Origin of the sequence: Enterobacter sp. 296B2, assembly GCF_034106185.1 — a bacterium.
GTDB lineage: Bacteria > Pseudomonadota > Gammaproteobacteria > Enterobacterales > Enterobacteriaceae > Enterobacter > Enterobacter cloacae_N.
In genome coordinates this window covers 1-25,290 of record NZ_JAWNCA010000036.1, presented here as the reverse complement: position 1 = coordinate 25,290, position 25,290 = coordinate 1, and the positions used below count along the sequence as shown (strand labels likewise).

The window sequence follows — 25,290 nt, the reverse complement described above, 5'->3', positions numbered from 1 at the left end:
ATTGATGACTGTTTCTCCCCCTTTCCGAACGCTTGTTTTACTCTCCCTTGTTACTGTCGGAGCCGTTCATGGTGCTCCGAATTCCTTTATCCAGCAGGCACAAAATCCCTTTGATAATAACGGGGACAGTCTGCCCGATCTCGGCATGGCCGCCCCAACCGGGGAAGGGGAAAAGCATCTGGCCGAAATGGCGAAAGCCTTTGGTGAAGCCAGTATGACCGACAACGGCCTGACAACGGGCGAGCAGGCGCGGCAGTTTGCCTTTGGTCAGGTGCGCGACGCGGTGAGCGGCGAGGTGAACCAGCAGATTGAATCCTGGCTGTCACCGTGGGGGAATGCCAGCGTCAATTTGCTCGTGGATAACGAGGGCAAATTCAACGGCAGCAGCGGGAGCTGGTTTATCCCCTGGAACGATAACAACCGTTATCTGAGCTGGAGCCAGCTAGGCCTGACGCAGCAGACGGATGGCCTGGTCAGTAACGCCGGAATCGGCCAGCGCTGGGTGGCCGGGAAATGGCTGCTGGGCTACAACACCTTTTACGACAACCTGCTGGATGAGAACCTGCAGCGTGCCGGGCTGGGTGCGGAGGTGTGGGGAGAAAATCTGCGGCTGTCGGCTAACTACTATCAGCCTTTTGCCAGCTGGCGCGACAGCTCTGACGTCCAGGAGCAGCGCATGGCGCGGGGATATGACGTTACCGCCAAAGCCTGGCTGCCGTGGTTTCATCACCTGAACACCAGCGTCAGCGTCGAGCAGTATTTTGGCGAAAACGTCGACCTCTTCAACAGCGGAACTGGCTATCACAACCCGGTAGCGGTCAATCTCGGGCTTAACTATACCCCCGTGCCGCTGGTGACGCTGACCGCCGGGCATAAGCAGGGCGAAAGTGGTGAGAGCCAGAATAACCTCGGGCTGAAGCTTAACTACCGCTTCGGCGTGCCGCTGGTGAAGCAGCTCTCCGCCGGGGAAGTCGCCGCCACGCGTTCCCTGCGCGGTAGCCGCTATGACTCCCCCGAGCGCAACAGCCTGCCGGTGATGGAATTTCGCCAGCGAAAAACGCTCTCCGTCTGGCTGGCAACCCCGCCGTGGGACCTGAAGGGGGGCGAAACCGTTATGCTGAAGCTACAGGTGCGCAGCACCCACGGCATCCGCCAGATCCACTGGCAGGGTGATACCCAGGCCTTAAGCCTGACGTCACCGGGGAAAAGTAACAGCACCGACGGCTGGAGCGTGATTATGCCGGCCTGGAATGATGGCGAGGGGTCGACAAACCGTTGGCATCTTTCGGCGGTGGTGGAAGATGAGAAGGGCCAGCGCGTCTCGTCCAATGAGATCACGCTTGCTGTGGTGCAGCCGCTGGCCGCATTACCTGACGACGACCCGCGCTGGAAGCTGCTGCCGGATGAGTAATGCTTAAAAAATGCGTTCCTGATGGACCCACACCGCGGCTTCAACGCGGGATTTTAGCTTCATTTTCTTCAGCATATGCTTCACGTGCACTTTGACCGTGCTTTCGGTGATATCCAGACGGCGGGCGATCATTTTGTTCGGCAGGCCCTGAGCGATCAGTTTAAGAATATCGCGTTCGCGCGGCGTTAACTGGCTGACGTCACGGTCAGACGTGGCGCGGTTCGCCCGCAGGCTGGCGGCCAGCACCGGCGTCAGGGCCTCGCTCAGCACCATCTCGCCTGCGGCCGCCTGCTGCAGCGCCTTCAGCAGGTCTTCCGGCTCCATATCCTTCAGCAGATAGCCATCCGCGCCGCGCTTCAGCGCCGTGACCACATCCTCTTCGTGATTGGAGACGCTAAAGACCACCACGCGACCGGAAAGGGATTTCTCGCGCAGCTTGTCGAGCGTTTCCAGACCGTTCATGCCGGGCATGTTGAGATCGAGCAGGATCAGATCGGGATCGAGGGATTCGGCAAGCTCAATGCCCTGTTCACCGTTACTGGCTTCGCCAACCACGGTAATATCGGGTGCCATGCTGACCAGCTGTTTTACGCCAGTACGCAGCATCGGATGGTCGTCGATCAACAGGATGGATGCCGGTTCCTGATTAGTCATGGGTTTCTCCTTGAGCAGTTGTAAGCGGTTTTTCGGGAATGAAGGTGACCACGACTTCCGTGCCCCCCGTCTCTCTCCGGCGAACCTGGCAATCACCGCGCAGGCTTTGGGCGCGGTCTCGCATAATGATTAAACCGTAGTGGTTAGTGCGTTCGGCGTTTTCCGGCACGCCGCGGCCGTTGTCGTAAACCGTCAACCTGACCTGGTTAGCGTGCTGGCTGACGGTAACCGTAACCGCAGTCGCTTCAGCGTGTTTAAGCACGTTGCTCAGTGCTTCGCGGGCGATCTGCAGCAGATGAATCGCCTGATGGGAAGGGACAAACCGCGGGGGGAGCTGGTAATCCAGCTTCACCGGGAAGCCCAGCCGGGCGCTAAATTCCTGGCAGCTGGATTCCAGCGCCGGGCGCAGGCCCGGCTCGGTCAGCTGCAGGCGGAAGGTGGTCAGCAGCTCGCGCAGCTGTACCCAGGAGGTGTTCAGCTCGTTGCGGATCTGGCTCAGCAGCTGTTTATTGCTTTCCGGCATCTCCGCGTCCTGCATCTGCAGGCAGCTCACCTGCATTTTCATACAGGAGAGCGACTGGGCGATAGAATCGTGGAGCTCGCGGGCAATGGTCGCACGCTCTTCCATGACGATCAGCTGCTGCTGCTTTTCCTGATGTCGGTCAAGCGCCAGCGTGGCCGTTAGCTGTTCAACCAACGTATCAACCAGCTGCTGCTGGTCATGGCTCAGATGGCGCCCGGCTGGCAGCGTTGCCAGCAGAATACCGTACTGGGTATGGCTGTCCGTCAGCCGCCACTTCAGGGTAGTTCCGCCAGACGTCTGCAGCGGCAGGCCGCGCGGGCACAGGTGACAGCCTTTATCATCGCAGGACATGTCGGACTGACAGGTAAACTCCTGATGATTATCTTCATCTTCCACATCGTAAACCCGCAGCTCCAGATCATGCAGCAGGGTCAGATTTTGCAGGCCGTTCAGCACCGGCGAAAGGCGTTCACATAACGGCACCTGCATGTGCAGCCGACGGTTGGCCTGCCACAGGAAGGAGAGGATTTCGTTTTTCTGCTCCAGCCCGGCCGTTTTTTCCTGCACGCGCTGCTCAAGTACCGCATAGCTTTCAGAGAGCTCCGCCGACATGGTGTTCAGTGCCTGGCCGAGCATGGCCATCTCGTTGCGACCGCTGATGTGCGTACGCTGGGTAAAATCTCTGTTCGTCACGGCGCGCGCCATCGCCAGCAGTTGTTTCCACGGATTCAGCAGCCGCGCCCGGAGCCAGATAATGGTAAAGATCAGCAGCAGGCCCATAAACAGCGCCATGGCACGGTGTACCATCACCACCCGGTCGATGCGTAATTCGGTGGTTTGGTCGAAAGAGGAGACCAGCGCGTCAATACGGGATACGAAACCCGCTACGTCCTGCGCAACGGTTTCGGCGCTGCGCGCCTGTTTCAGGCCGGGTTCCAGTTGGGTGTGCCAGTAGCCCTGCAGGGCTTTAAGCTGGGATTGCTGGCCGGCGCGGATGGCGGCGTTTTCCAGTTCAGGGCTGAAGGCCGTGCGCTCCATTTCATCAATCAAGGGCCGATCGTCCTGCGTCAGGGGGACCGACGCCAACAGACGATAACTCTGCATGCGTAGCGAGCCTGCCTCGTTGATGGCATGTGCATTACCCTGTACTCCCTGTACCAGCCAGCCGGAAATCGCCATGCCGGTCACGCCAAGGGCGGTAGACAGCAAAACAATCAGGGCTAACTGATTCACGAGAGTCAGCGGTGATAAACATCTTTTTAACATAGAGTTGCCGGGCTCCTGACGTGGCCTGCTTGCAGGAATGGCGTTATTCTGGTGCATACCCTGGAGTATACCCATACCAATAAAGGATTACCCCTAAATTGCCAACGGAGTATAGGCGAAGAAGCGGTGGTAGCAAGGAACCGTCAGTACAGTGAAAAACCACGTCTTTTTTACCGAATTATTCTACTCACTAAGGATAAGCCCTTTTTTTGCGCCGCAAATCCCCGAACTTTTCCTTTGATTTATATCAACTTACCGCCGCCCTAAAACCCTAATGTTTGCAGCATCATTCGAGAATCAGAGGTGTCTATGAGTCACTCATCCGCTCCCGAAAGGGAAAATGGTGCCGTTATTACAGACTGGCGTCCAGAGGATCCGGCGTTCTGGCAACAGCGCGGCCATCGTGTAGCAAGCCGGAATCTTTGGATTTCCGTTCCGTGTCTGCTGTTAGCGTTTTGCGTATGGATGTTGTTTAGCGCGGTCGCGGTAAACCTGCCGAAAGTTGGGTTTACATTTACGACCGATCAGCTGTTTATGTTGACCGCATTGCCGTCGCTGTCTGGCGCGCTGCTGCGTGTTCCATACGCGTTTATGGTGCCGGTCTTCGGCGGCCGCCGCTGGACGGCGTTCAGTACGGGCATCATGATCGTCCCTTGCGCGTGGCTTGGCTTCGCGGTGCAGGATACCTCCACGCCGTTCAGCGTGTTCGTGATTATCTCCCTGCTGTGCGGTTTTGCGGGGGCTAACTTTGCCTCCAGCATGGCGAACATCAGCTTCTTCTTCCCGAAAGCGAAGCAGGGCGGCGCGCTGGGCATTAACGGCGGTCTGGGCAACATGGGCGTGAGCGTGATGCAGCTGATTGCGCCGCTGGCGATCTCTGTTTCTATTTTTGCCGCCTTCGGCGGCGGTGGCGTCGAGCAGGCGGATGGTTCTTCCCTCTACCTGCAGAACGCGGCCTGGATTTGGGTCCCGTTCCTGGTGGTCTTCACCCTGGCAGCCTGGTTCTTTATGAACGATCTGAGCGCGTCGAAGGCCTCTTTGAGCGAGCAGCTGCCGGTGCTGAAGCGTGGACACCTCTGGGTGATGGCGCTGCTGTATCTGGCTACCTTCGGTTCGTTTATCGGCTTCTCAGCAGGCTTTGCGATGCTGTCGAAAACCCAGTTCCCGGACGTTCAGATCCTGCAGTTCGCCTTCTTCGGCCCGTTCATTGGCGCACTGGCGCGCTCGCTGGGCGGTATGATCTCTGACCGTCTGGGCGGTACCCGCGTGACGTTGGTGAACTTTATTGTGATGGCGGTCTTCTGTGCGCTGCTGTTCCTGACGCTGCCTGCTGACGGGCAGGGCGGTAGCTTCATCGCCTTCTTCGCCGTGTTTATGGTGCTGTTCCTGACCGCCGGACTGGGGAGTGCTTCCACCTTCCAGATGATCTCCGTGATCTTCCGCAAGCTGACAATGGATCGCGTGAAAGCACAGGGTGGAAGCGAAGAGCAGGCCATGCGTGAAGCGGCGACAGATACGGCTGCGGCGCTGGGCTTTATCTCTGCGATTGGCGCCATTGGCGGCTTCTTTATCCCGAAAGCGTTCGGTATCTCGCTGGACCTGACCGGCTCTCCGGCAGGCGCCATGAAAGTCTTCCTCGTCTTCTATATCGCCTGCGTTGTGATTACGTGGCTGGTATATGGCCGTAATACCAAGAAAAATAAGTAAGTGTGATTATCCGTTTGCGCGGCCTTCGGGCCGCGTTTTTTTTGGTCGAATAATAGTTACAACATACTGAAAGCTTTTACAGCAGTCACCTGCGGGTAACATTGTGATCGCCATCGCGTTGCAGGCAGGTCTACCCCTTAATACCTGAGATGTTAAATTTTGCCCGGGTTATTGTACGATGAATGAAAAATGTCTTTATAAATCATTTATTTATTCATTTTAAAAATATACCGCTTTGGTGGTATTTAGTCTAACCCCTCCTTTTAAAGTCCCTCTTCGTCTTGATCGTTATCAATTCTCCTCCTCTTTCAGGGCGTTACCTTCGCTGCAAATCAGCAATGTCGATTTAGAGAGCCACAGGCTCCATACAGGAGATACCCGATGAGCAAATTTTTGGACCGGTTTCGCTACTTCAAACAGAAGGGTGAAACGTTTGCCGATGGGCACGGCCAGGTTCTGGATACCAACCGGGACTGGGAAGACGGTTACCGCCAGCGCTGGCAGCATGACAAAGTCGTCCGTTCTACCCACGGCGTAAACTGCACTGGCTCATGTAGCTGGAAGATTTTCGTTAAAAACGGTCTGGTGACCTGGGAAATGCAGCAGACCGACTATCCGCGTACCCGCCCGGATATGCCAAACCACGAACCGCGCGGCTGCCCGCGTGGCGCCAGCTACTCCTGGTATCTCTACAGCGCTAACCGTCTGAAATACCCGCTGATGCGTAAGCGCCTGATGAAAATGTGGCGTGAAGCGAAAGTGCAGCACAGCGATCCGGTGGATGCCTGGGCGTCCATCATTGAGGACGCCGACAAAGCGAAAAGCTTCAAGCAGGCTCGCGGTCGCGGTGGCTTCGTTCGCTCTTCCTGGAAAGAGGTGAACGAGCTGATTGCCGCCTCCAACGTCTACACCGTCAAAACCTACGGTCCTGACCGCGTGGCGGGCTTCTCGCCAATCCCGGCGATGTCGATGGTCTCTTACGCCTCCGGGGCTCGCTATCTGTCACTTATCGGCGGTACCTGCCTGAGCTTCTACGACTGGTACTGTGACCTGCCGCCTGCGTCTCCGCAGACCTGGGGCGAGCAGACCGATGTGCCGGAATCCGCGGACTGGTACAACTCAAGCTACATCATCGCCTGGGGCTCTAACGTACCGCAGACCCGTACCCCGGACGCGCACTTCTTTACCGAAGTTCGTTACAAAGGGACCAAAACCGTTGCGGTCACCCCGGACTACGCCGAAATCGCCAAGCTTTGCGACCTGTGGCTGGCGCCGAAACAGGGTACCGACGCCGCGATGGCGATGGCGATGGGCCACGTCATGCTGCGTGAATTCCATCTCGACAAGCCAAGCCAGTACTTTACCGACTACGTGCGTCGCTACACCGACATGCCGATGCTGGTGATGCTGGAAGAGCGTGAGGGCTACTATGCCGCGGGCCGCACGCTGCGCGCTGCCGATCTGGTGGATTCGCTGGGCCAGGAAAATAACCCTGAGTGGAAAACCGTTGCGTACAACAGCAACGGCGAGCTGGTAGCGCCAAACGGCTCTATCGGCTTCCGCTGGGGCGAGAAGGGCAAGTGGAATCTTGAGCAACGCAACGGCACCACCGGCGAAGAGACGGAGCTGCGTCTGAGCATGCTGGGCAGCCAGGACGAGATTGCCGAGGTCGGCTTCCCGTACTTTGGCGGTGAAGGTTCCGAGCACTTTAACAAGGTCGAACTGAAAAACGTTCTGATGCACAAGCTGCCGGTTAAGCGCCTGCAGCTGGCCGACGGCTCAACTGCACTCGTCACCACCGTTTATGACCTGACCATGGCGAACTACGGCCTGGAGCGCGGTCTGAACGATGAAAACTGCGCAACCGGCTATGACGACGTGAAGGCGTACACCCCGGCCTGGGCCGAGCAGATCACCGGCGTACCGCGCGCGCAGATCGTTCGTATTGCCCGCGAGTTTGCGGAAAACGCCGACAAGACCCACGGTCGCTCCATGATCATCGTCGGCGCTGGTCTGAACCACTGGTATCACCTCGATATGAACTATCGCGGTCTGATCAACATGCTGATCTTCTGCGGCTGCGTTGGTCAGAGCGGCGGCGGCTGGGCGCACTACGTGGGCCAGGAAAAACTGCGCCCGCAGACCGGCTGGCAGCCGCTGGCGTTTGCCCTCGACTGGCAGCGTCCGGCACGCCACATGAACAGCACCTCCTACTTCTATAACCACTCCAGCCAGTGGCGCTACGAAACGGTCACCGCGCAGGAGCTGCTGTCGCCGATGGCGGATAAATCCCGCTACAGCGGCCACCTGATTGACTTCAACGTGCGCGCTGAGCGTATGGGCTGGCTGCCTTCTGCGCCGCAGCTGGGCACTAACCCGCTGCGCATTGCACAAGAGGCGAAGCAGGCAGGGATGTCCCCGGTGGATTACACCGTGAAATCACTGAAGGATGGCTCAATCCGCTTCGCGGCAGAACAGCCTGAAAACGGTAAAAACCATCCGCGTAACCTGTTCATCTGGCGCTCCAACCTGCTGGGCTCGTCCGGTAAAGGTCACGAGTACATGCTGAAATACCTGCTCGGTACCGAAAACGGTATTCAGGGGAAAGATCTCGGCAAGCAGGGCGGCGTGAAGCCGGAAGAGGTGGAGTGGAAAGATAACGGTCTCGACGGCAAGCTGGATCTGGTGGTGACCCTCGACTTCCGTCTGTCCAGCACCTGCCTGTACTCCGACATTGTGCTGCCAACTGCGACCTGGTACGAAAAAGACGATATGAATACCTCGGATATGCATCCGTTTATTCATCCGCTGTCTGCCGCCGTTGACCCGGCGTGGGAATCGAAAAGCGACTGGGATATCTACAAAGACATCGCGAAGAAATTCTCCGAAGTCTGTGTGGGGCACCTGGGCAAAGAGACCGACGTGGTGACGCTGCCAATCCAGCACGACTCCGCCGCCGAGCTGGCGCAGCCGCTGGACGTGAAGGACTGGAAAAAAGGCGAATGCGACCTGATCCCGGGCGTAACCGCGCCGCACATCATTCCGGTTGAACGCGACTACCCGGCGACCTACGAGCGCTTTACCTCTATCGGCCCGCTGATGGAGAAAATCGGTAACGGCGGGAAAGGGATCGCCTGGAACACCCAGAGCGAAATGGACCTGCTTCGCAAGCTCAATTACACCAAAGCGGACGGCCCGGCGAAAGGCCAGCCAATGCTGAACACGGCGATTGATGCGGCAGAGATGATCCTGACCCTGGCCCCGGAAACCAACGGCCACGTGGCGGTGAAAGCCTGGGCGGCACTGAGCGAGTTCACCGGCCGCGACCATACGCACCTGGCGACGAATAAAGAGGAAGAGAAAATCCGCTTCCGCGATATTCAGGCGCAGCCGCGCAAGATCATCTCCAGCCCGACCTGGTCAGGGCTTGAGGATGAGCATGTGTCCTATAACGCGGGCTACACCAACGTTCACGAGCTTATCCCGTGGCGCACCCTGTCCGGCCGTCAGTCGCTGTATCAGGATCACCAGTGGATGCGCGACTTCGGCGAAAGCCTGCTGGTGTATCGTCCGCCAATCGACACTCGCTCCGTGAAAGCGGTGATGGGGGCGAAATCCAACGGTAACCCGGAGAAGGCGCTGAACTTCCTGACGCCGCACCAGAAGTGGGGTATCCACTCCACCTACAGCGACAACCTGCTGATGCTGACCCTGTCTCGCGGCGGTCCGATTGTCTGGATGAGCGAAACGGACGCCAAAGATCTGGGTATCGAAGATAACGACTGGATCGAAGTGTTCAACAGCAACGGTGCCCTGACGGCGCGTGCGGTGGTGAGCCAGCGCGTACCGGCCGGGATGACCATGATGTACCACGCGCAGGAGCGTATCGTTAACCTGCCGGGGTCCGAGATCACCGAGCAGCGCGGCGGTATTCACAACTCCGTGACGCGTATTACGCCAAAGCCGACCCACATGATCGGTGGCTATGCGCAGCTGGCCTACGGCTTTAACTACTACGGCACCGTAGGATCGAACCGCGATGAGTTCGTGGTGGTACGTAAGATGAAGAATATTAACTGGTTAGACGGCGAAGGTAATGACCAGGTACAGGAGAGCGTAAAATGAAAATTCGTTCACAAGTCGGCATGGTGCTGAATCTGGATAAATGCATCGGCTGCCACACCTGCTCGGTCACCTGTAAAAACGTCTGGACCAGCCGTGAAGGTATGGAGTACGCCTGGTTCAACAACGTGGAGAGCAAGCCGGGCACCGGCTTCCCGACCGACTGGGAAAACCAGGAGAAGTGGAAGGGCGGCTGGATCCGTAAAATCAACGGCAAGCTGCAGCCGCGCATGGGTAACCGCGCGATGCTGCTGGGTAAAATCTTCGCTAACCCGCACCTGCCGGGCATCGAGGATTACTACGAGCCGTTTGATTACGACTACCAGAACCTGCACAACGCGCCGGAAAGCAAACACCAGCCGATCGCCCGTCCCCGTTCGCTGATCACCGGGAAGCGCATGGACAAAATTACCAGCGGTCCAAACTGGGAAGAAATTCTGGGCGGCGAGTTCGAAAAACGCGCCAAAGACCAGAACTTCGAGAACATGCAGAAGGCGATGTACGGCCAGTTCGAAAATACCTTCATGATGTACCTGCCGCGCCTGTGCGAGCACTGCCTCAACCCGGCGTGCGTGGCGACCTGCCCAAGCGGCGCCATCTACAAGCGTGAAGAAGACGGCATCGTGCTGATCGACCAGGACAAGTGCCGCGGCTGGCGCATGTGCATCACCGGCTGCCCGTACAAAAAAATCTACTTCAACTGGAAGAGTGGTAAATCAGAGAAGTGCATCTTCTGCTACCCGCGTATCGAAGCTGGGATGCCAACCGTCTGCTCCGAAAGCTGCGTAGGCCGTATTCGCTACCTCGGCGTGCTGCTGTACGACGCGGACGCGATTGAAAATGCCGCGAGCACCGAGAACGAGAAAGACCTGTACCAGCGTCAGCTGGACGTGTTCCTCGATCCGAACGATCCGAAGGTGATTGAGCAGGCGCTGAAAGACGGCATTCCGCAGAGCGTCATCGACGCGGCGCAGCAGTCTCCGGTGTACAAAATGGCGATGGACTGGAAGCTGGCCCTGCCGCTGCACCCGGAATACCGCACCCTGCCGATGGTCTGGTATGTGCCGCCGCTGTCACCGATTCAGTCTGCCGCTGACGCGGGCGAACTGGGCAGCAACGGCATTCTGCCGGACGTGGAAAGCCTGCGTATCCCGGTTCAGTACCTGGCTAACCTGCTGACCGCGGGGGATACCCAGCCGGTACTGCTGGCGCTGAAACGTATGCTGGCGATGCGTCACTTCAAACGTGCGGAAACCGTTGACGGCGTTAACGATACTCGCGCGCTGGAAGAGGTGGGCCTGACTGAAGCGCAGGCGCAGGAGATGTACCGCTACCTCGCAATTGCCAACTACGAAGACCGTTTCGTGGTGCCGAGCAGCCACCGCGAGCTGGCCCGAGAGGCCTTCCCGGAGAAAAATGGCTGCGGCTTTACCTTCGGTGACGGTTGCCACGGGTCTGACAGCAAATTCAACCTGTTCAACAGCCGCCGCATCGACGCTATGGATGTGACCAGCAAAACGGAGCCGCACCAATGATTGAACTCGTCATTGTTTCGCGTCTGCTCGAGTACCCGGATGCTGCGCTTGCGCAGCATCAGCAGGAACTCTTTGATGCACTCGCGTCATCTGAAAACCTGGACAAAGAGGACGCCCAGCGGCTTGGCGTTTTCCTCCGCGATCTGCTGGCGCGCGATCTTCTGGATGCCCAGGCGGACTATAGCCAGCTGTTTGACCGCGGGCGCGCGACGTCGCTGCTGCTGTTTGAACACGTTCACGGGGAATCCCGCGACCGCGGTCAGGCGATGGTGGATCTGATGGCCCAGTATGAACAGCACGGCCTGCAGCTCGACAGCCGCGAGCTGCCGGATCACCTGCCGCTGTACCTTGAGTATCTGGCACAGCTGCCGAAAGAAGAGGCGCTGGGCGGTCTGCAGGACATCGCGCCGATTCTGGCGCTGCTCGGCGCGCGTCTTCAGCAGCGCGAGAGCCGCTATGCGGTACTGTTCGACCTGCTGGTGAAGCTGGCTAACGCCTCTGTAGACAGTGAAAAAGTGGCGGAGAAAATCGCGGATGAAGCCCGCGACGATACCCCGCAGGCGCTGGATGCGGTCTGGGAAGAAGAGCAGGTGAAATTCTTTGCTGACCAGAACTGCGGGGAGTCTGAAATCTCGGCTCACCAGCGTCGTTTTGCCGGCGCGGTTGCCCCGCAATATTTGAATATCTCTAACGGAGGACGGCACTAATGCACTTCCTGAATATGTTCTTCTTTGACATTTACCCGTATATCGCGGGCACCGTGTTCCTGGTGGGAAGCTGGCTGCGCTATGACTACGGCCAGTACACCTGGCGTGCTGCCTCCAGCCAGATGCTGGATCGTAAGGGGATGCACGTCGCGTCTAACCTCTTCCACATCGGGATCCTGGGGATTTTTGCCGGTCACTTCCTGGGGATGCTTACGCCGCACTGGATGTACGAAGCGTGGCTGCCAATTGAGGTGAAGCAGAAGATGGCGATGATCGCCGGCGGTGCCTGCGGCGTGATGACCCTGGTAGGTGGCCTGCTGCTGCTGAAGCGTCGTCTGTTCAGCCCGCGCGTGCGTGCGACCACTACCGCAGCGGACATCCTGATCCTCTCCCTGCTGATGGTGCAGTGCGCGCTGGGCCTGCTGACCATTCCGTTCTCGGCGCAGCATATGGACGGCAGCGAGATGATGAAGCTGGTGGGCTGGGCGCAGTCCGTGGTGACCTTCCACGGCGGAGCGTCTGAGCACCTGGACGGCGTGGCGTTTATCTTCCGCGTTCACCTGGTGCTGGGGATGACGCTGTTTGTGCTGTTCCCGTTCTCCCGCCTGGTGCACATCTGGAGCGCGCCGGTGGAGTACCTGACGCGCAAATACCAGATTGTGCGTGCCCGCCGCTAATTCAGCGTTTTGATACTCACCCCGCATTCGCGGGGTTTTTTTTCGCCCCAGCCCAGGTTATTACCCGCCGCAGCAAACAGGATCAACGCGCCGCCCGCCAGCTGCGTCAGGTTCAGCGAGTGTCCGAACACCAGATTATCGACAACAATCGCCACCACCGGATAGATAAACGACAGGGAACCGGTTATGGGGGTAGGCAGCTTCTGAATCGCGCTATACAGCAGCTGGTACATTATGCCGGTATGGACGATGCCGAGCGTAAGCAGGATCGGCCAGGGGAAATCACCGGAAAAAGTCGGCAGGCTGGCAAACGGCAGAAGCATCACGACGCCCGTCAGCACCTGAATAAAGGCAATATGCTGCGGTGCGATGGTTTTCAGTTTGCGCGCAATGATTGCCGTCAGCGCGTAGAAGAAGGCCGCGGCCATGGCCAGACCGATACCGGTGAGCCATTCACTGCCATGCGCGCCGGTCAGCTCGCTGGAGAGCAGTATCACCACACCGCCAAAGGCGAGGAACAACCAGCCCCATTTCACCAGGCTGACGCGCTCGCCTAAAAACATCCCCATCAGGACCAGCATAAACGGCTGTGTGTTATAGACCACGGTAGAGAGGCCAATAGAGATGCGTTCATAGGCTGCGAAGAGCAGCAGCCAGTTCACTACTAAAGCCACACCGCCGAGAATCGCCAGCAGCAGCGTGGTGCGGGTAAGGGGACTAAAGGGCTTTTGACTTACCCGGATAAAAATAAAAAGCGCCATTGCCCCAATAAGGCAGCGCCAGAACACCACTTCCGTTACCGGCAGACCGCTGAGCAAAACAAACGCTCCGATAGAGCCGGAAATTAACATCGCCAGGCTCATTTGCCAGACGCCTTTATGGAAATCGCGCATCATCCACCTCCTGATTGAATGACGCTATTGTCGAAAAATGCTGTCGGGTTTTACAGGGGTGATATAAGGTTGAAAGTGTTAACTGCTTTTTAAAATTAGGTGAAACGAGTGGAATACCTTATTGATGATATCGACCGGCAAATTTTATCCTGCCTGGTTGAAGATGCGCGGATGTCTTTGAAGGTGCTCAGTGGCCGCATCGGTCTGACCTCACCCAGCACGGCAGAGCGTCTGAAGCGGCTGGAAGAGCGGGGCGTGATTCAGGGATATGGTGCGCGGGTGAATCTGGCCGCGCTGGGGTATACGCTGCAGGCGCTGGTGCGCGTGCGGCCTCTGCCGGGGCTGTTGCATAAGGTGGATAAATACATTCAGGCGATGCCGGAGTGTATTGAGAGCGACAAGGTGACCGGGGAAGACTGCTTTGTGATTAGGCTGGTGGTGCGATCGATAGAGCAACTGGATGCGCTGCTGGACGGGCTGGCGGAGCATGCCCAGTGTAATACGTCGATTGTGAAGAGTTCGCCGGTGAAGCGCCGGTTGCCGCCGATGTAGATTTCTGTTGCCGGGTGGCGGCTGCGCCTTACCCGGCCTGCGAAGGTTGATTCGGTTCGGTTTTGTTATGACGTTTGGATTTTATTGAAAGCGATGGTGGTAGGGGAAGGATTACTCGGCGCGTTGCGCCTTGCCCTTCGGGTCGTTGCCTGCGGCAACGCTTTCTCGCTACGCTCGAATCGAACCTTGGTCGAAGCTTGTCATCCTTCCCCGTTATGGGAATACACGATGTCCGGTGCGAATGGAAAGTTTAGAGTTATTTGAAAGCGATGGTGGTGGGGGAAGGATTACTCGGCGCGTTGCGCCTCGCCCTTCGGGTCGTTGCCTGCGGCAACGCTTTCTCGCTACGCTCGAATCGAACCTTGGTCGAAGCTTCTCATCCTTCCCCGTTATGGGAATACATGATGCGCAGTGCGAATAGAAAATTTAAGGTCATTTGGAAGTGATGGTGGTGGGGGAAGGATTCGAACCTTCGAAGTCGATGACGGCAGATTTACAGTCTGCTCCCTTTGGCCGCTCGGGAACCCCACCAGGGGTAATTCAAATTTTGAGGTCGTGCTGAGAGATGGTGGTGGGGGAAGGATTCGAACCTTCGAAGTCGATGACGGCAGATTTACAGTCTGCTCCCTTTGGCCGCTCGGGAACCCCACCACGGGGTAATGCTTTTAACTGGCCTGCTTCCTGCTGGAAGCGGGGCGCATCATATCAAATGAGACGCCCCTGTAAAGCATTCCTTTAGGGAAATGAAGTTGTTTGCCTGCTTTTTATCCGTAAAGGCGCAAAGCTAATCAATTCATTTTCCGGAAGATTAAAGAATGATGGTTCTGTTACCGTAGACAAAGACACGCTGCGCCAGCACCTGATACAGGGCACGACTTAGTACGTTCTTTTCAACGTCACGTCCGGCGCGCATCATATCTTCCGCGGTATAAGTGTGATCCACGTGAATCACGTCCTGCATGATGATTGGGCCTTCGTCCAGATTATCATTCACGTAGTGTGCGGTAGCGCCAATGATCTTCACGCCTCGCTCGTACGCCTGATGGTATGGGCGGGCGCCAATGAAGGCCGGCAGGAACGAGTGGTGGATGTTGATAATCTTGTTCGGGAAACGCGCCACGAAGGAAGGCGTCAGCACGCGCATATATTTCGCCAGCACCACGTAGTCCGGGTTATGCGCTTCAATGGCAGCAGCCATCAGGTTGTCGTGTTCTTCACGTGTATGGCCTTCATGGCTCACCAGCTCAAACGGAATATCAAAACGCTCAACCAGCGTGCGCAGGGTTTCGTGGTTACCGATAACAGCGGCGATTTCCACGTCCAGACCGCCGTAATTGGCCTTCATCAATAGATCGCCCAGGCAGTGAGCCTCTTTTGTCACCAGAATCACAATGCGACGACGGCCCGCTGGATTCAGCTCACGCACGGAACCTTCCGGCAGCGCGCTGTCCAGATCGGCCAGCAGGGTGGTGTCGTTGAAAATGCCTTCCAGCTCGGTGCGCATGAAGAAGCGACCGGTACGGTGGTCAACGAACTCGTTGTTCTGCACGATATTCAGTTCATGCTTGTAGCAAATGTTGGTAATTCGTGCGATCAGCCCTTTTTGATCGGGACAGATAGTGCGCAGAACTTTACGTTGTAATGATTGCATCGCCGGGAAATCCTGTTTGTATTTGCGAAGTCTGGGTTGTCAGGCGTTACTGCCCGCAACACTTTTTGAATTTTTTTCCTGAACCACAAGGGCAGGGATCGTTACGACCAAACTGTGGGCGCGTACCGTCAATATAATACCATTGCCCGCTTTCCTTTAAGAACCGGGAACGCTCGATAATGGCGCCAGGCCTGGCGTTCTCGGTAAAACGGGCAACAAAGCTGACAAAGCCTTCGTCGTCGTGGCTGCCTGGTGACGATTCAAACACGGTAAGCCCAAGCCAGTGGGTGTTGGCGAACCCGGTTTCGATCTCCTGTCGGAAATCGGCGGCGTGGCAGGACGGGTGCCAGGTTTTTATCAGGTAGTCTGCGTCTTTGATCACAAAAGCAGTATACCGTGAACGCATGAGGTGTGACGGGTCCGGTGCAACCTGATTGCCAGAAAGATATCGCTGGCAACATAGGCTATACTCCAGAGCGCTACCACAAGGGCAGAGTTGAGACACGATTCTCTTCCTGGAAAAAAATAAGGGCGTAAAACGCTTCGGGTAGCACTATGTTAACTGAGCAGTTGCGTTGACGCTATGTCAGGAATCCAGGGGAAGTAAAACAGGGCTAATGAGAAAGGTTAAAATTGGACTGGCGCTGGGCTCAGGTGCAGCCCGCGGATGGTCTCATATCGGCGTGATTAATGCCTTAAACAAAATGGGTGTTGACGTTGATATCGTTGCAGGATGTTCAATAGGATCGCTGGTCGGCTCCGCTTACGCGTGCGGCAAACTCCCTGAACTCGAAACCTGGGTACGCTCCTTCAGTTACTGGGACGTGCTGCGTCTGATGGATCTCTCCTGGCAGCGCGGTGGGCTGCTGCGCGGTGAACGCGTCTTTAACCAGTTCCGCCGGGTGATGCCTCTCGAAGATTTTACTGACTGCCGGATGCCTTTTGGCGCCGTCGCGACGAATCTCAGCACAGGCCGTGAACTCTGGCTGACCGAAGGGGATATTCACCTTGCGGTGCGTGCTTCATGCAGTATTCCAGGGCTTATGGCGCCCGTGCCTCATAACGGCTACTGGCTTGTCGATGGTGGCGTCGTGAACCCGGTTCCCATCTCTCTGACGCGTGCCATGGGGGCCGACATCGTCATCGCCGTGGATTTGCAGCACGATGCTCATCTGATGCAGCAAGACCTTATGCCGGTCAATCTCCAGAGCGAAAGTGCCGAAGTCGAAAAGCTTGCCTGGCATGAGCGCCTGCGCGGAAGAATCGGGCGTATGGCCGCACGGCGATCGGTTGCCGCGCCGACAGCCATGGAAATCATGACCACCTCAATTCAGGTTCTTGAAAATCGCCTCAAACGTAACCGTATGGCCGGCGATCCACCGGATATTCTTATTCAGCCTTACTGTCCGCAAATCTCTACCCTTGATTTCCATCGGGCTGAGGCCGCCATCGCAGCGGGCTCGCTAGCCGTCGAAAAGAAAATAGACGAGTTGCTGCCGTTTGTGCGAACAGCACGTTAAGCACCTTTTTTTGACTACTTCAGCAAAATCTGACAGGCGATAGTGCCGATAGCATGCCACTATTTAGTAACTGTCAGCCAGGGGAGGAACCATGACGCAGCCATTGGCCGGAAAACACATTTTGATTGTTGAAGACGAGCCCGTTTTCCGATCGCTACTGGATTCGTGGTTATCCTCGCTGGGAGCAAACACTTTACTGGCCGAAGATGGTGTCGACGCGCTGGAAAAAATGACCGGTATGACGCCCGATCTGATGATTTGCGACATCGCGATGCCGCGAATGAATGGGCTGAAACTGGTTGAACATCTGCGCAACGAGGGTGACCAGATGCCCATTCTGGTGATCTCCGCGACTGAGAATATGGCGGATATTGCCAAAGCATTACGTCTTGGCGTTCAGGATATTCTGCTTAAACCCGTCAAAGATCTGAGCCGGCTACGTGAAACGGTATTAGCGTGCCTTTATCCGAATATGTTTAATTCCCGTGTTGAGGAAGAGGAACGCCTTTTTCAGGACTGGGACGCGCTGGTGAGTAATCCGCCAGCGGCGGCGAAATTGCTGCAAGAGCTTCAGCCTCCCGTTCAGCAAACTATTTCCCACTGCCGCGTAAATTATCGCCAGCTGGTGGCGGCCGATCAGCCTGGGCTGGTGCTGGATATTGCACCTCTGTCTGATTCCGACCTCGCATTTTATTCTCTGGACGTAACCCGGGCAGGGGATAATGGCGTATTAGCTGCGTTGTTACTTCGTGCGCTCTTTAATGGATTATTGCAGGAACAGTTATCACATCAGGGACAACGGCTCCCTGAGTTAGGCAGTTTACTCAAACAGGTAAACCAGCTTTTTCGTCAGGCTAATTTACCCGGACAGTTCCCGCTGCTGGTTGGTTATTACCATAGCGGTTTAAAGAATCTTATCCTCGTTTCAGCAGGTCTCAACGCGTCACTGAATACCGGGGAGCACCATATTCAGGTGAGTAACGGTGTGCCGCTTGGAACACTGGGAACGGCGTATCTCAATCAAATTAGCCATCGCTGTTCTTCCTGGCAGTGCCAAATTTGGGGTGCCGGGGGAAGGCTACGCTTAATGTTGTCCACGGAATAAGCAATTGGATCTTAATTTTAAGATTGCTTTACCTGTGTTTTCTTGGGAGTGCTACTATCGCTGCCCAGATTCATGCGTATTTGTCCTAATTGATCGGCAACGCGTTCTTTTCAGACCCGGACTGCGGGGCGAGGCTGATATACTCAACGCGTTATTTATTGCATAAAAGTTCAAAACTTGAACAGCTCAGGAGAATTTGAATGGCTGCCCTAAATTCGAAAGTCAGAAAGGCCGTCATCCCGGTAGCGGGATTGGGGACCAGGATGTTACCAGCAACTAAGGCGATTCCTAAAGAGATGCTGCCTCTGGTTGATAAGCCATTAATCCAGTATGTCGTTAATGAGTGTATCGCGGCCGGCATCACTGAAATTGTGCTGGTTACGCATTCATCTAAAAACTCTATCGAAAACCACTTCGATACAAGTTTTGAACTCGAAGCCATGCTGGAAAAACGCGTTAAGCGTCAGCTGTTAGAAGAAGTTCAGTCTATTTGCCCTCCGCACGTTACCATCATGCAGGTCCGTCAGGGGCTGGCTAAAGGTCTGGGCCACGCGGTTATGTGTGCACACCCGGTTGTGGGTGATGAGCCTGTCGCGGTCATTCTGCCAGACGTTATTCTGGATGAATACGAATCCGATCTTTCCCAGGATAACCTGGCTGAGATGATCCATCGCTTCGACGAAACGGGCTGCAGCCAGATCATGGTTGAGCCTGTTGAAGATGTGACCGCTTACGGTGTGGTTGACTGCAAGGGTGTGAACCTTGAGCCAGGCGAAAGCGTGCCAATGGTTGGTGTCGTAGAGAAGCCTAAAGCCGACGTAGCGCCGTCTAATCTGGCGGTGGTGGGTCGCTATGTCCTGAGCGCTGAAATCTGGCCTCTGCTGGCGAAAACGCCTCCAGGAGCAGGGGATGAAATCCAGCTGACGGATGCCATTGATATGCTGATCGAGAAAGAGACCGTTGAGGCTTACCACATGAAAGGTAAGAGCCATGACTGCGGTAATAAGCTCGGTTATATGCAGGCGTTCGTTGAATATGGCATTCGCCATAATACGCTGGGTGAAGAATTTAAAGGCTGGCTCAAAGAGAGTATGGGTATTAAGAAATAACCCGGGCGTAAATCTCTGAAACCGGTGTGGCGCTGCCCACCGGTTTTTTTATGCCCATAAAACGCCATCACGAGCCTGTTTGTAAGCAAAACTAAATAGCCGAATAACGCTTTATGACGGAGTGTAAGAGGATGTTTGTGATAAATTGCGGGCAAAAAAAATCCCGCCAGAGGCGGGATTTTTCTGAATTCGGCGTGATTAATCCTTGATCAGGAAGTCATCCAGCTGTTTACCTTGCTCATCCATGGCTTTCTTGATTACAGCAGGAGTACGGCCCTGGCCGGTCCAGGTTTTAGTTTCGCCGTTCTCATCAACATAGCTATATTTAGCAGGACGGGCAGCGCGTTTTGCTTTGGTACCGGTTTTTGCAGCAGCCATGCTGTTCAGCAATTCATTTGGATCGATACCATCAGCAATCAGCATTTCACGATATTGCTGCAGTTTACGCGTACGCTCTTCGATTTCAGCAGCAGCAGCGCTTTCTTCTTCGCGACGTTCATTAACTACAACTTCTAATTTTTCCAGCATTTCTTCGAGCGTTTCAAGGGTACATTCTCTTGCCTGCGCACGAAGAGTACGGATGTTGTTCAGAATTTTAAGTGCTTCGCTCATTGTAGTAATCTCAAACTTATAATGGGGGGTGGTTTGTTGACCTAATAATAGAGCCATAAATTCAGATGTGCAATAGCCAGGAATGTAAGGAATTCAAAAAATACTAAATAAAGCCGCTATTATTAATTACGCTAACTTAAATTTCCTCTTCGACAGTCTCGCTTGTTATCACGATAACCTGCTTAACCCCGTCGCTTGCATCTTTTTTTTGTGACATTTACCGCAGGAATTATAGTTTCGGCGGATAAATATCAGCCTTTTGTATTAGTTCCAGGCTACGGCGCTAAGGCAGGAATAGTTAATAAATAGTGAATTTTAATGAACGCGGATTCCACTATAAAAAGAAGTGTTATGTTTGGCTAACCATATAACCTATTCATCAGCATGACCTCCATTACTCTCTGTTTTAACGGATTATTTTTGCGAAAAGAAGGTGTTTTACACCTTTCAGCACGGCATCGTTTGTGCGGCGTGTCGCTGATGACCAGACAAAATATGGTACAATGAATCATCGGGAATATTACACATTGATTAGGGTTTGACGGCCAATGGCACAACTTTATTTCTACTATTCGGCAATGAATGCCGGTAAATCCACCGCGCTGCTGCAATCCTCATACAATTACCAGGAACGAGGAATGCGTACCGTTGTTTATACTGCTGAAATCGACGATCGCTTCGGTGCAGGGAAGGTGAGTTCCAGAATAGGCCTCTCTTCGCCAGCCAGGCTTTTTAACCCGCAAACTGACCTGCTGGAGGATATCCGCGCTGCGCATGCGTCAGAGCCCATTCACTGCGTTCTGGTTGATGAGAGCCAGTTCCTGACGCGTGAACAGGTGCACGCGCTCTCTGAAGTGGTTGATGAGCTCGATATTCCCGTCCTGTGCTACGGGTTGCGTACGGACTTCCGCGGGGAACTGTTTGCCGGAAGCCAGTATCTGCTTGCCTGGTCAGATAAGCTGGTTGAACTGAAAACTATCTGCTTCTGTGGACGCAAGGCCAGCATGGTGCTTCGTCTCGACCAGGCCGGAAAACCTTATGCGGACGGTGAGCAGGTGGTGATTGGCGGCAATGAACGCTATGTGTCGGTCTGTCGTAAGCATTATAAGGAAGCATTGTCCGTAGGCTCGCTCACGGCGATCCAGCACGACAACAGAAAATAATATCTGCTGTTGTTCAGACATAAAAAAACCCGCCACGAAGGCGGGTTTTTTCATCAGGCTGTCAGTTAAGCACTTTTCTTCGCTTTCTTGTCAGCTTTAATGACCGGAGCTTCTGTTTTCACAGCAGCAACGTCACCTTCCTTGAACTCACGACCATAGTAGGTATCCAGCAGGATCTGTTTCAGCTCGGAGATCAGGGGGTAGCGCGGGTTAGCACCAGTACACTGGTCATCGAAGGCATCTTCAGACAGCTTGTCTACGTGAGCGAGGAAGTCAGCTTCCTGAACGCCTGCTTCACGGATAGATTTAGGAATACCCAGTTCAGCTTTCAGGCTTTCCAGCCATGCCAGCAGTTTCTCAATCTTCGCAGCAGTACGGTCGCCCGGTGCGCTCAGACCAAGGTGGTCAGCGATTTCAGCATAACGACGACGCGCTTGCGGACGGTCGTACTGGCTGAAAGCAGTCTGCTTGGTTGGGTTGTCGTTAGCGTTATAACGGATAACGTTGCTTATCAACAGGGCGTTCGCCAGACCGTGAGGAATGTGGAACTGTGAACCCAGCTTGTGCGCCATAGAGTGGCAAACACCCAGGAAGGCGTTCGCAAACGCGATACCGGCGATGGTTGCTGCACTGTGGACACGTTCACGTGCTACTGGGTTTTTAGAACCTTCGTTGTAGGACGCTGGCAGGTTTTCTTTCAGCAGTTTCAGAGCCTGCAGAGCCTGACCGTCAGAGAACTCAGACGCCAGTACAGAAACGTAGGCTTCCAGGGCGTGAGTGACCGCATCCAGACCACCGAATGCACACAGAGATTTCGGCATCTCCATAACCAGGTTGGCATCAACGATAGCCATATCTGGGGTCAGCGCGTAGTCAGCCAGTGGATATTTCTGACCTGTTGCGTCATCCGTTACCACCGCAAATGGTGTCACTTCTGAACCGGTACCGGAAGTGGTAGTGACGGCGATCATTTTCGCTTTCACGCCCATTTTCGGGAACTTGTAGATACGTTTACGGATGTCCATAAAGCGCAGCGCCAGTTCTTCGAAGTGGGTTTCCGGATGCTCGTACATAACCCACATGATTTTCGCGGCGTCCATTGGGGAACCACCACCCAGTGCGATAATCACATCTGGTTTGAATGAATTCGCCAGCTCAGCACCTTTGCGTACAACGCTCAGGGTCGGGTCAGCTTCAACTTCGAAGAACACTTCAGTTTCGACGCCAGCCGCTTTCAGTACAGAGGTGATCTGGTCAGCGTAGCCGTTGTTGAACAGGAAACGGTCAGTCACGATGAGCGCACGTTTGTGGCCATCAGTAATCACTTCATCCAGCGCGATTGGCAGAGAGCCACGGCGGAAGTAGATAGATTTCGGAAGTTTGTGCCACAACATGTTTTCAGCTCGCTTAGCAACGGTTTTCTTGTTGATCAGGTGTTTTGGACCAACGTTTTCAGAGATGGAGTTACCACCCCAGGAACCACAACCCAGAGTCAGGGAAGGTGCGAGTTTAAAGTTATACAGGTCGCCAATACCACCCTGAGAAGCAGGGGTGTTAATCAGGATACGGGCTGTTTTCATCATCTGACCGAAGTGGGCAACACGCTCTGGCTGGTTATCCTGGTCGGTGTACAGACATGAGGTATGACCGATACCGCCCATGGCAACCAGCTTCTCGGCTTTCTCTACCGCGTCTTCGAAATCTTTCGCACGGTACATAGCAAGCGTTGGAGACAGTTTTTCGTGAGCAAACGGCTCGCTTTCGTCGACAACTTTAACTTCACCGATCAGGATTTTGGTGGTTGCCGGAACGGTAAAGCCTGCGAGTTCAGCGATCTTATAGGCTGGCTGACCCACGATAGCGGCGTTGAGCGCGCCATTTTTCAGGATAATGTCCTGAACCGCTTTCAGCTCTTTACCCTGCAGCAGGTAACCACCGTGGCTGGCGAAACGTTCGCGTACTGCGTCGTACACGGAATCGACAACAACAACAGACTGTTCAGATGCACAGATAACGCCGTTATCGAAGGTTTTAGACATCAGAACAGACGCCACAGCACGTTTGATGTCAGCGGTTTCATCGATAACAACTGGGGTGTTACCTGCACCCACACCGATAGCTGGTTTACCGGAGCTATATGCCGCTTTAACCATGCCAGGACCACCGGTCGCCAGAATCAGGTTAATGTCCGGGTGATGCATCAGCGCGTTGGACAGCTCAACAGAAGGTTGGTCGATCCAGCCAATCAGATCTTTTGGTGCGCCAGCGGCAATTGCAGCCTGCAGAACGATGTCTGCTGCTTTATTTGTCGCGTCTTTCGCTCGTGGATGTGGAGAGAAGATGATTGCGTTACGGGTCTTCAGGCTGATCAGTGATTTGAAGATAGCCGTTGAAGTTGGGTTAGTGGTTGGAACAATACCGCAAATGATACCGATAGGTTCGGCGATTGTGATCGTCCCGAAGGTGTCGTCTTCAGACAGAACGCCACAGGTTTTCTCATCTTTATAGGCGTTGTAGATATACTCAGAAGCAAAGTGGTTTTTGATCACTTTATCTTCAACGATACCCATGCCAGATTCGGCAACGGCCATTTTAGCGAGAGGGATTCGAGCATCTGCAGCAGCCAGAGCGGCCGCGCGGAAGATTTTATCAACCTGTTCTTGGGTGAAATTGGCATATTCACGCTGGGCTTTTTTAACGCGCTCGACGAGGGCGTTCAGTTCAGCGATATTAGTAACAGCCATAATGCTCTCCTGATAATGTTTAAACTCTTTTAGTAAACCAGCGCTCGATACGTCAGACAGTATAGACAGTGCCAATACGACTTGCGTTACATAAAGTAAAACAAAGGGTTACTTTATGCTCCAGTACACTAATTTACTAAAAGAGCCTTACCTTAGCATCATCCCTTTTTGTCAGGTGACCTCCCTGGGGGCGTAATCAAGATTACTCACTTCTGAGTACAGAAATCATGATCTGCGTCAATTTTCCACTAAGCTGATACCTTTCAGCAGGGTTATTTAATGGATATATTTCCACTGTTAATTAATTAAGTAACTATTGGAAGTGGCGCTATCATTGTCTCAACATATGTTTAACATTCTGAAATGCTAACGTTTTGGCACAGATTTCTGGTGAAGTATGCTAATAAAAAGCGTATCTTCAGCGCGATTTTTCATGACAACGTACCAGTCCCGGGCATGCGCAAAAGCGGAGCAAAACGTGATCCAAACGCTCTTTGATTTTCCTACGTATTTCAAATTTTTTATTGGTTTGTTTGCCCTGGTCAACCCGGTGGGGATCATTCCTGTCTTCATTAGTATGACCAGTTACCAGACGGCGGCGGCCCGGAACAAAACCAATCTCACCGCTAACCTGTCTGTGGCGATCATTTTGCTCACCTCGCTTTTCCTGGGAGATGCCATTCTCCAGATCTTTGGCATCTCGATTGACTCCTTCCGCATTGCGGGCGGGATCCTGGTGGTGACCATTGCCATGTCCATGATCAGCGGTAAGCTGGGTGAGGATAAGCAGAACAAGCAGGAAAAGTCAGAAACCGCCATTCGCGAAAGTATCGGCGTGGTTCCGCTGGCGTTACCCCTGATGGCCGGGCCGGGTGCCATCAGTTCGACGATTGTCTGGGGCACGCGTTACCATAGTCTCATGCACCTGATTGGCTTTTCCGTCGCAATTGCCGTTTTCGCGCTCTGTTGCTGGGGTGTATTCCGCATGGCGCCGTGGCTGGTGCGCTTGCTGGGGCAGACGGGCATTAACGTTATTACGCGTATCATGGGGCTGCTGTTGATGGCACTCGGGATCGAGTTCATTGTAACGGGTATTAAAAGCATTTTCCCCGGCTTGTTGCATTGATATTTCATATGAAAGAACGGCGCTGCGGCGCCGATTTTTTTATGTAATTATCAGCAAATCATATAAATAAAGTTGAAATGCTCACATATCATAATAAATTCTACTAATAATGTTCATTGCTTGTATTTCATAGAGTTATGAATTCCCCTCCAGTCCACCTGCGCAGAAAATCTTCGAACGCTCTGTTATTTTACTCACACGATAGTCTGGGGC

Annotated in this window: 19 protein-coding genes, 2 tRNA genes and 2 other RNA genes; 12 read left to right on the top strand and 11 right to left on the bottom strand. The window is 54.5% G+C overall.

The genetic code is table 11. The annotated features are described in order from the left end of the window. Positions 1-4 precede the first annotated feature (4 nt). Positions 5-1,411 (top strand): YchO/YchP family invasin, encoded by a 1,407-nt coding sequence (locus URZ40_RS20405; protein WP_320721057.1) that lies wholly within the window; start codon positions 5-7, stop codon positions 1,409-1,411. A 3-nt stretch (positions 1,412-1,414) separates the two neighbouring features. On the opposite strand, the gene narL is transcribed toward URZ40_RS20405, so the two are convergent. Both narL and narX read right to left on the bottom strand, forming a co-directional pair. After that, on the bottom strand, positions 1,415-2,065 hold the full coding sequence (narL, locus tag URZ40_RS20400) for a two-component system response regulator NarL (RefSeq protein ID WP_003856701.1): 651 nt from the start codon (positions 2,063-2,065) through the stop codon (positions 1,415-1,417). Continuing rightward, complete coding sequence (gene narX, locus URZ40_RS20395; RefSeq protein WP_320721056.1) at positions 2,058-3,854, bottom strand: nitrate/nitrite two-component system sensor histidine kinase NarX; 1,797 nt, start codon at positions 3,852-3,854, stop codon at positions 2,058-2,060. Before narX ends, narL begins: the two co-directional genes overlap by 8 nt. A 309-nt stretch (positions 3,855-4,163) precedes the next feature. Between narX and URZ40_RS20390 the strand changes: the two genes are divergently transcribed. The 5 genes from URZ40_RS20390 to narI all read left to right on the top strand — a co-directional run bounded on the left by URZ40_RS20390 (position 4,164) and on the right by narI (position 12,602). After that, positions 4,164-5,561, top strand: coding sequence for a NarK family nitrate/nitrite MFS transporter (locus URZ40_RS20390; protein WP_320721055.1), 1,398 nt, complete (start codon positions 4,164-4,166; stop codon positions 5,559-5,561). Between the two features lie 381 nt (positions 5,562-5,942). Beyond that, complete coding sequence (locus URZ40_RS20385; RefSeq protein WP_320721054.1) at positions 5,943-9,686, top strand: nitrate reductase subunit alpha; 3,744 nt, start codon at positions 5,943-5,945, stop codon at positions 9,684-9,686. Then, positions 9,683-11,218, top strand: coding sequence for a nitrate reductase subunit beta (gene narH / locus URZ40_RS20380; RefSeq protein WP_151412510.1), 1,536 nt, complete (start codon positions 9,683-9,685; stop codon positions 11,216-11,218). The genes URZ40_RS20385 and narH overlap by 4 nt, the downstream gene beginning before the upstream one ends. Next, positions 11,215-11,925 carry a nitrate reductase molybdenum cofactor assembly chaperone gene (gene narJ / locus URZ40_RS20375; protein WP_028013443.1) on the top strand — a complete coding sequence of 237 codons (711 nt, stop codon included), beginning with the start codon at positions 11,215-11,217 and terminating at the stop codon, positions 11,923-11,925. Before narH ends, narJ begins: the two co-directional genes overlap by 4 nt. Next, entirely contained in the window at positions 11,925-12,602 is a 678-nt protein-coding gene (gene narI, locus URZ40_RS20370) for a respiratory nitrate reductase subunit gamma (protein WP_021240339.1), read from the top strand. The genes narJ and narI overlap by 1 nt, the downstream gene beginning before the upstream one ends. Here the strand turns inward: narI and URZ40_RS20365 are convergent. Further along, positions 12,599-13,495, bottom strand: a complete 897-nt coding sequence (locus URZ40_RS20365; RefSeq protein WP_233003086.1) for a DMT family transporter — start codon at positions 13,493-13,495, stop codon at positions 12,599-12,601. The genes narI and URZ40_RS20365 overlap by 4 nt on opposite strands. Positions 13,496-13,603: 108 nt before the next feature. Here URZ40_RS20365 and URZ40_RS20360 point away from each other — a divergent pair, with 108 nt between their 5' ends. Further along, positions 13,604-14,047 carry an Lrp/AsnC family transcriptional regulator gene (locus URZ40_RS20360; RefSeq protein WP_028013440.1) on the top strand — a complete coding sequence of 148 codons (444 nt, stop codon included), beginning with the start codon at positions 13,604-13,606 and terminating at the stop codon, positions 14,045-14,047. Between the two features lie 94 nt (positions 14,048-14,141). Here the strand turns inward: URZ40_RS20360 and URZ40_RS20355 are convergent. The 6 genes from URZ40_RS20355 to URZ40_RS20330 all read right to left on the bottom strand — a co-directional run bounded on the left by URZ40_RS20355 (position 14,142) and on the right by URZ40_RS20330 (position 16,203). Next, a non-coding RNA gene (locus URZ40_RS20355) (RtT sRNA) lies at positions 14,142-14,272 on the bottom strand. Between the two features lie 45 nt (positions 14,273-14,317). Further along, positions 14,318-14,448, bottom strand: a non-coding RNA gene (locus URZ40_RS20350) — RtT sRNA. A 45-nt stretch (positions 14,449-14,493) separates the two neighbouring features. After that, positions 14,494-14,578 (bottom strand) — tRNA-Tyr (locus URZ40_RS20345). Between the two features lie 35 nt (positions 14,579-14,613). Then, positions 14,614-14,698 (bottom strand) — tRNA-Tyr (locus URZ40_RS20340). A 157-nt stretch (positions 14,699-14,855) separates the two neighbouring features. Beyond that, on the bottom strand, positions 14,856-15,698 hold the full coding sequence (gene purU / locus URZ40_RS20335; RefSeq protein WP_003856715.1) for a formyltetrahydrofolate deformylase: 843 nt from the start codon (positions 15,696-15,698) through the stop codon (positions 14,856-14,858). 46 nt (positions 15,699-15,744) lie between these two features. Further along, the gene (locus URZ40_RS20330; protein WP_116339404.1) at positions 15,745-16,203 is read right to left on the bottom strand and encodes a YchJ family protein; all 459 of its coding nucleotides are present in this window, start codon (positions 16,201-16,203) and stop codon (positions 15,745-15,747) included. Positions 16,204-16,315: 112 nt separating this feature from the next. Between URZ40_RS20330 and rssA the strand changes: the two genes are divergently transcribed. The 3 genes from rssA to galU all read left to right on the top strand — a co-directional run bounded on the left by rssA (position 16,316) and on the right by galU (position 19,432). Then, positions 16,316-17,218 carry a patatin-like phospholipase RssA gene (gene rssA / locus URZ40_RS20325; RefSeq protein ID WP_192985105.1) on the top strand — a complete coding sequence of 301 codons (903 nt, stop codon included), beginning with the start codon at positions 16,316-16,318 and terminating at the stop codon, positions 17,216-17,218. A 91-nt stretch (positions 17,219-17,309) separates the two neighbouring features. Then, positions 17,310-18,323, top strand: a complete 1,014-nt coding sequence (rssB, locus tag URZ40_RS20320) for a two-component system response regulator RssB (protein WP_116339408.1) — start codon at positions 17,310-17,312, stop codon at positions 18,321-18,323. Positions 18,324-18,523: 200 nt separating this feature from the next. Beyond that, a complete protein-coding gene (gene galU / locus URZ40_RS20315; protein WP_028013435.1) occupies positions 18,524-19,432 on the top strand; it encodes a UTP--glucose-1-phosphate uridylyltransferase GalU in 909 nt (302 codons plus the stop codon). Positions 19,433-19,630: 198 nt separating this feature from the next. Here the strand turns inward: galU and hns are convergent, their stop codons facing one another. Then, positions 19,631-20,044: a histone-like nucleoid-structuring protein H-NS gene (hns, locus tag URZ40_RS20310; protein WP_008502781.1), complete on the bottom strand. Its 414-nt coding sequence runs from the start codon at positions 20,042-20,044 to the stop codon at positions 19,631-19,633. Positions 20,045-20,592: 548 nt separating this feature from the next. Here hns and tdk point away from each other — a divergent pair. After that, positions 20,593-21,207 carry a thymidine kinase gene (tdk, locus tag URZ40_RS20305; RefSeq protein ID WP_028013433.1) on the top strand — a complete coding sequence of 205 codons (615 nt, stop codon included), beginning with the start codon at positions 20,593-20,595 and terminating at the stop codon, positions 21,205-21,207. Positions 21,208-21,272: 65 nt separating this feature from the next. Here tdk and adhE read toward each other — a convergent pair whose 3' ends face one another. After that, entirely contained in the window at positions 21,273-23,951 is a 2,679-nt protein-coding gene (gene adhE / locus URZ40_RS20300; protein ID WP_028013432.1) for a bifunctional acetaldehyde-CoA/alcohol dehydrogenase, read from the bottom strand. A 478-nt stretch (positions 23,952-24,429) separates the two neighbouring features. Here adhE and URZ40_RS20295 point away from each other — a divergent pair, with 478 nt between their 5' ends. Beyond that, positions 24,430-25,077 (top strand): YchE family NAAT transporter, encoded by a 648-nt coding sequence (locus tag URZ40_RS20295; protein WP_116339409.1) that lies wholly within the window; start codon positions 24,430-24,432, stop codon positions 25,075-25,077. Positions 25,078-25,290: the final 213 nt, after the last annotated feature.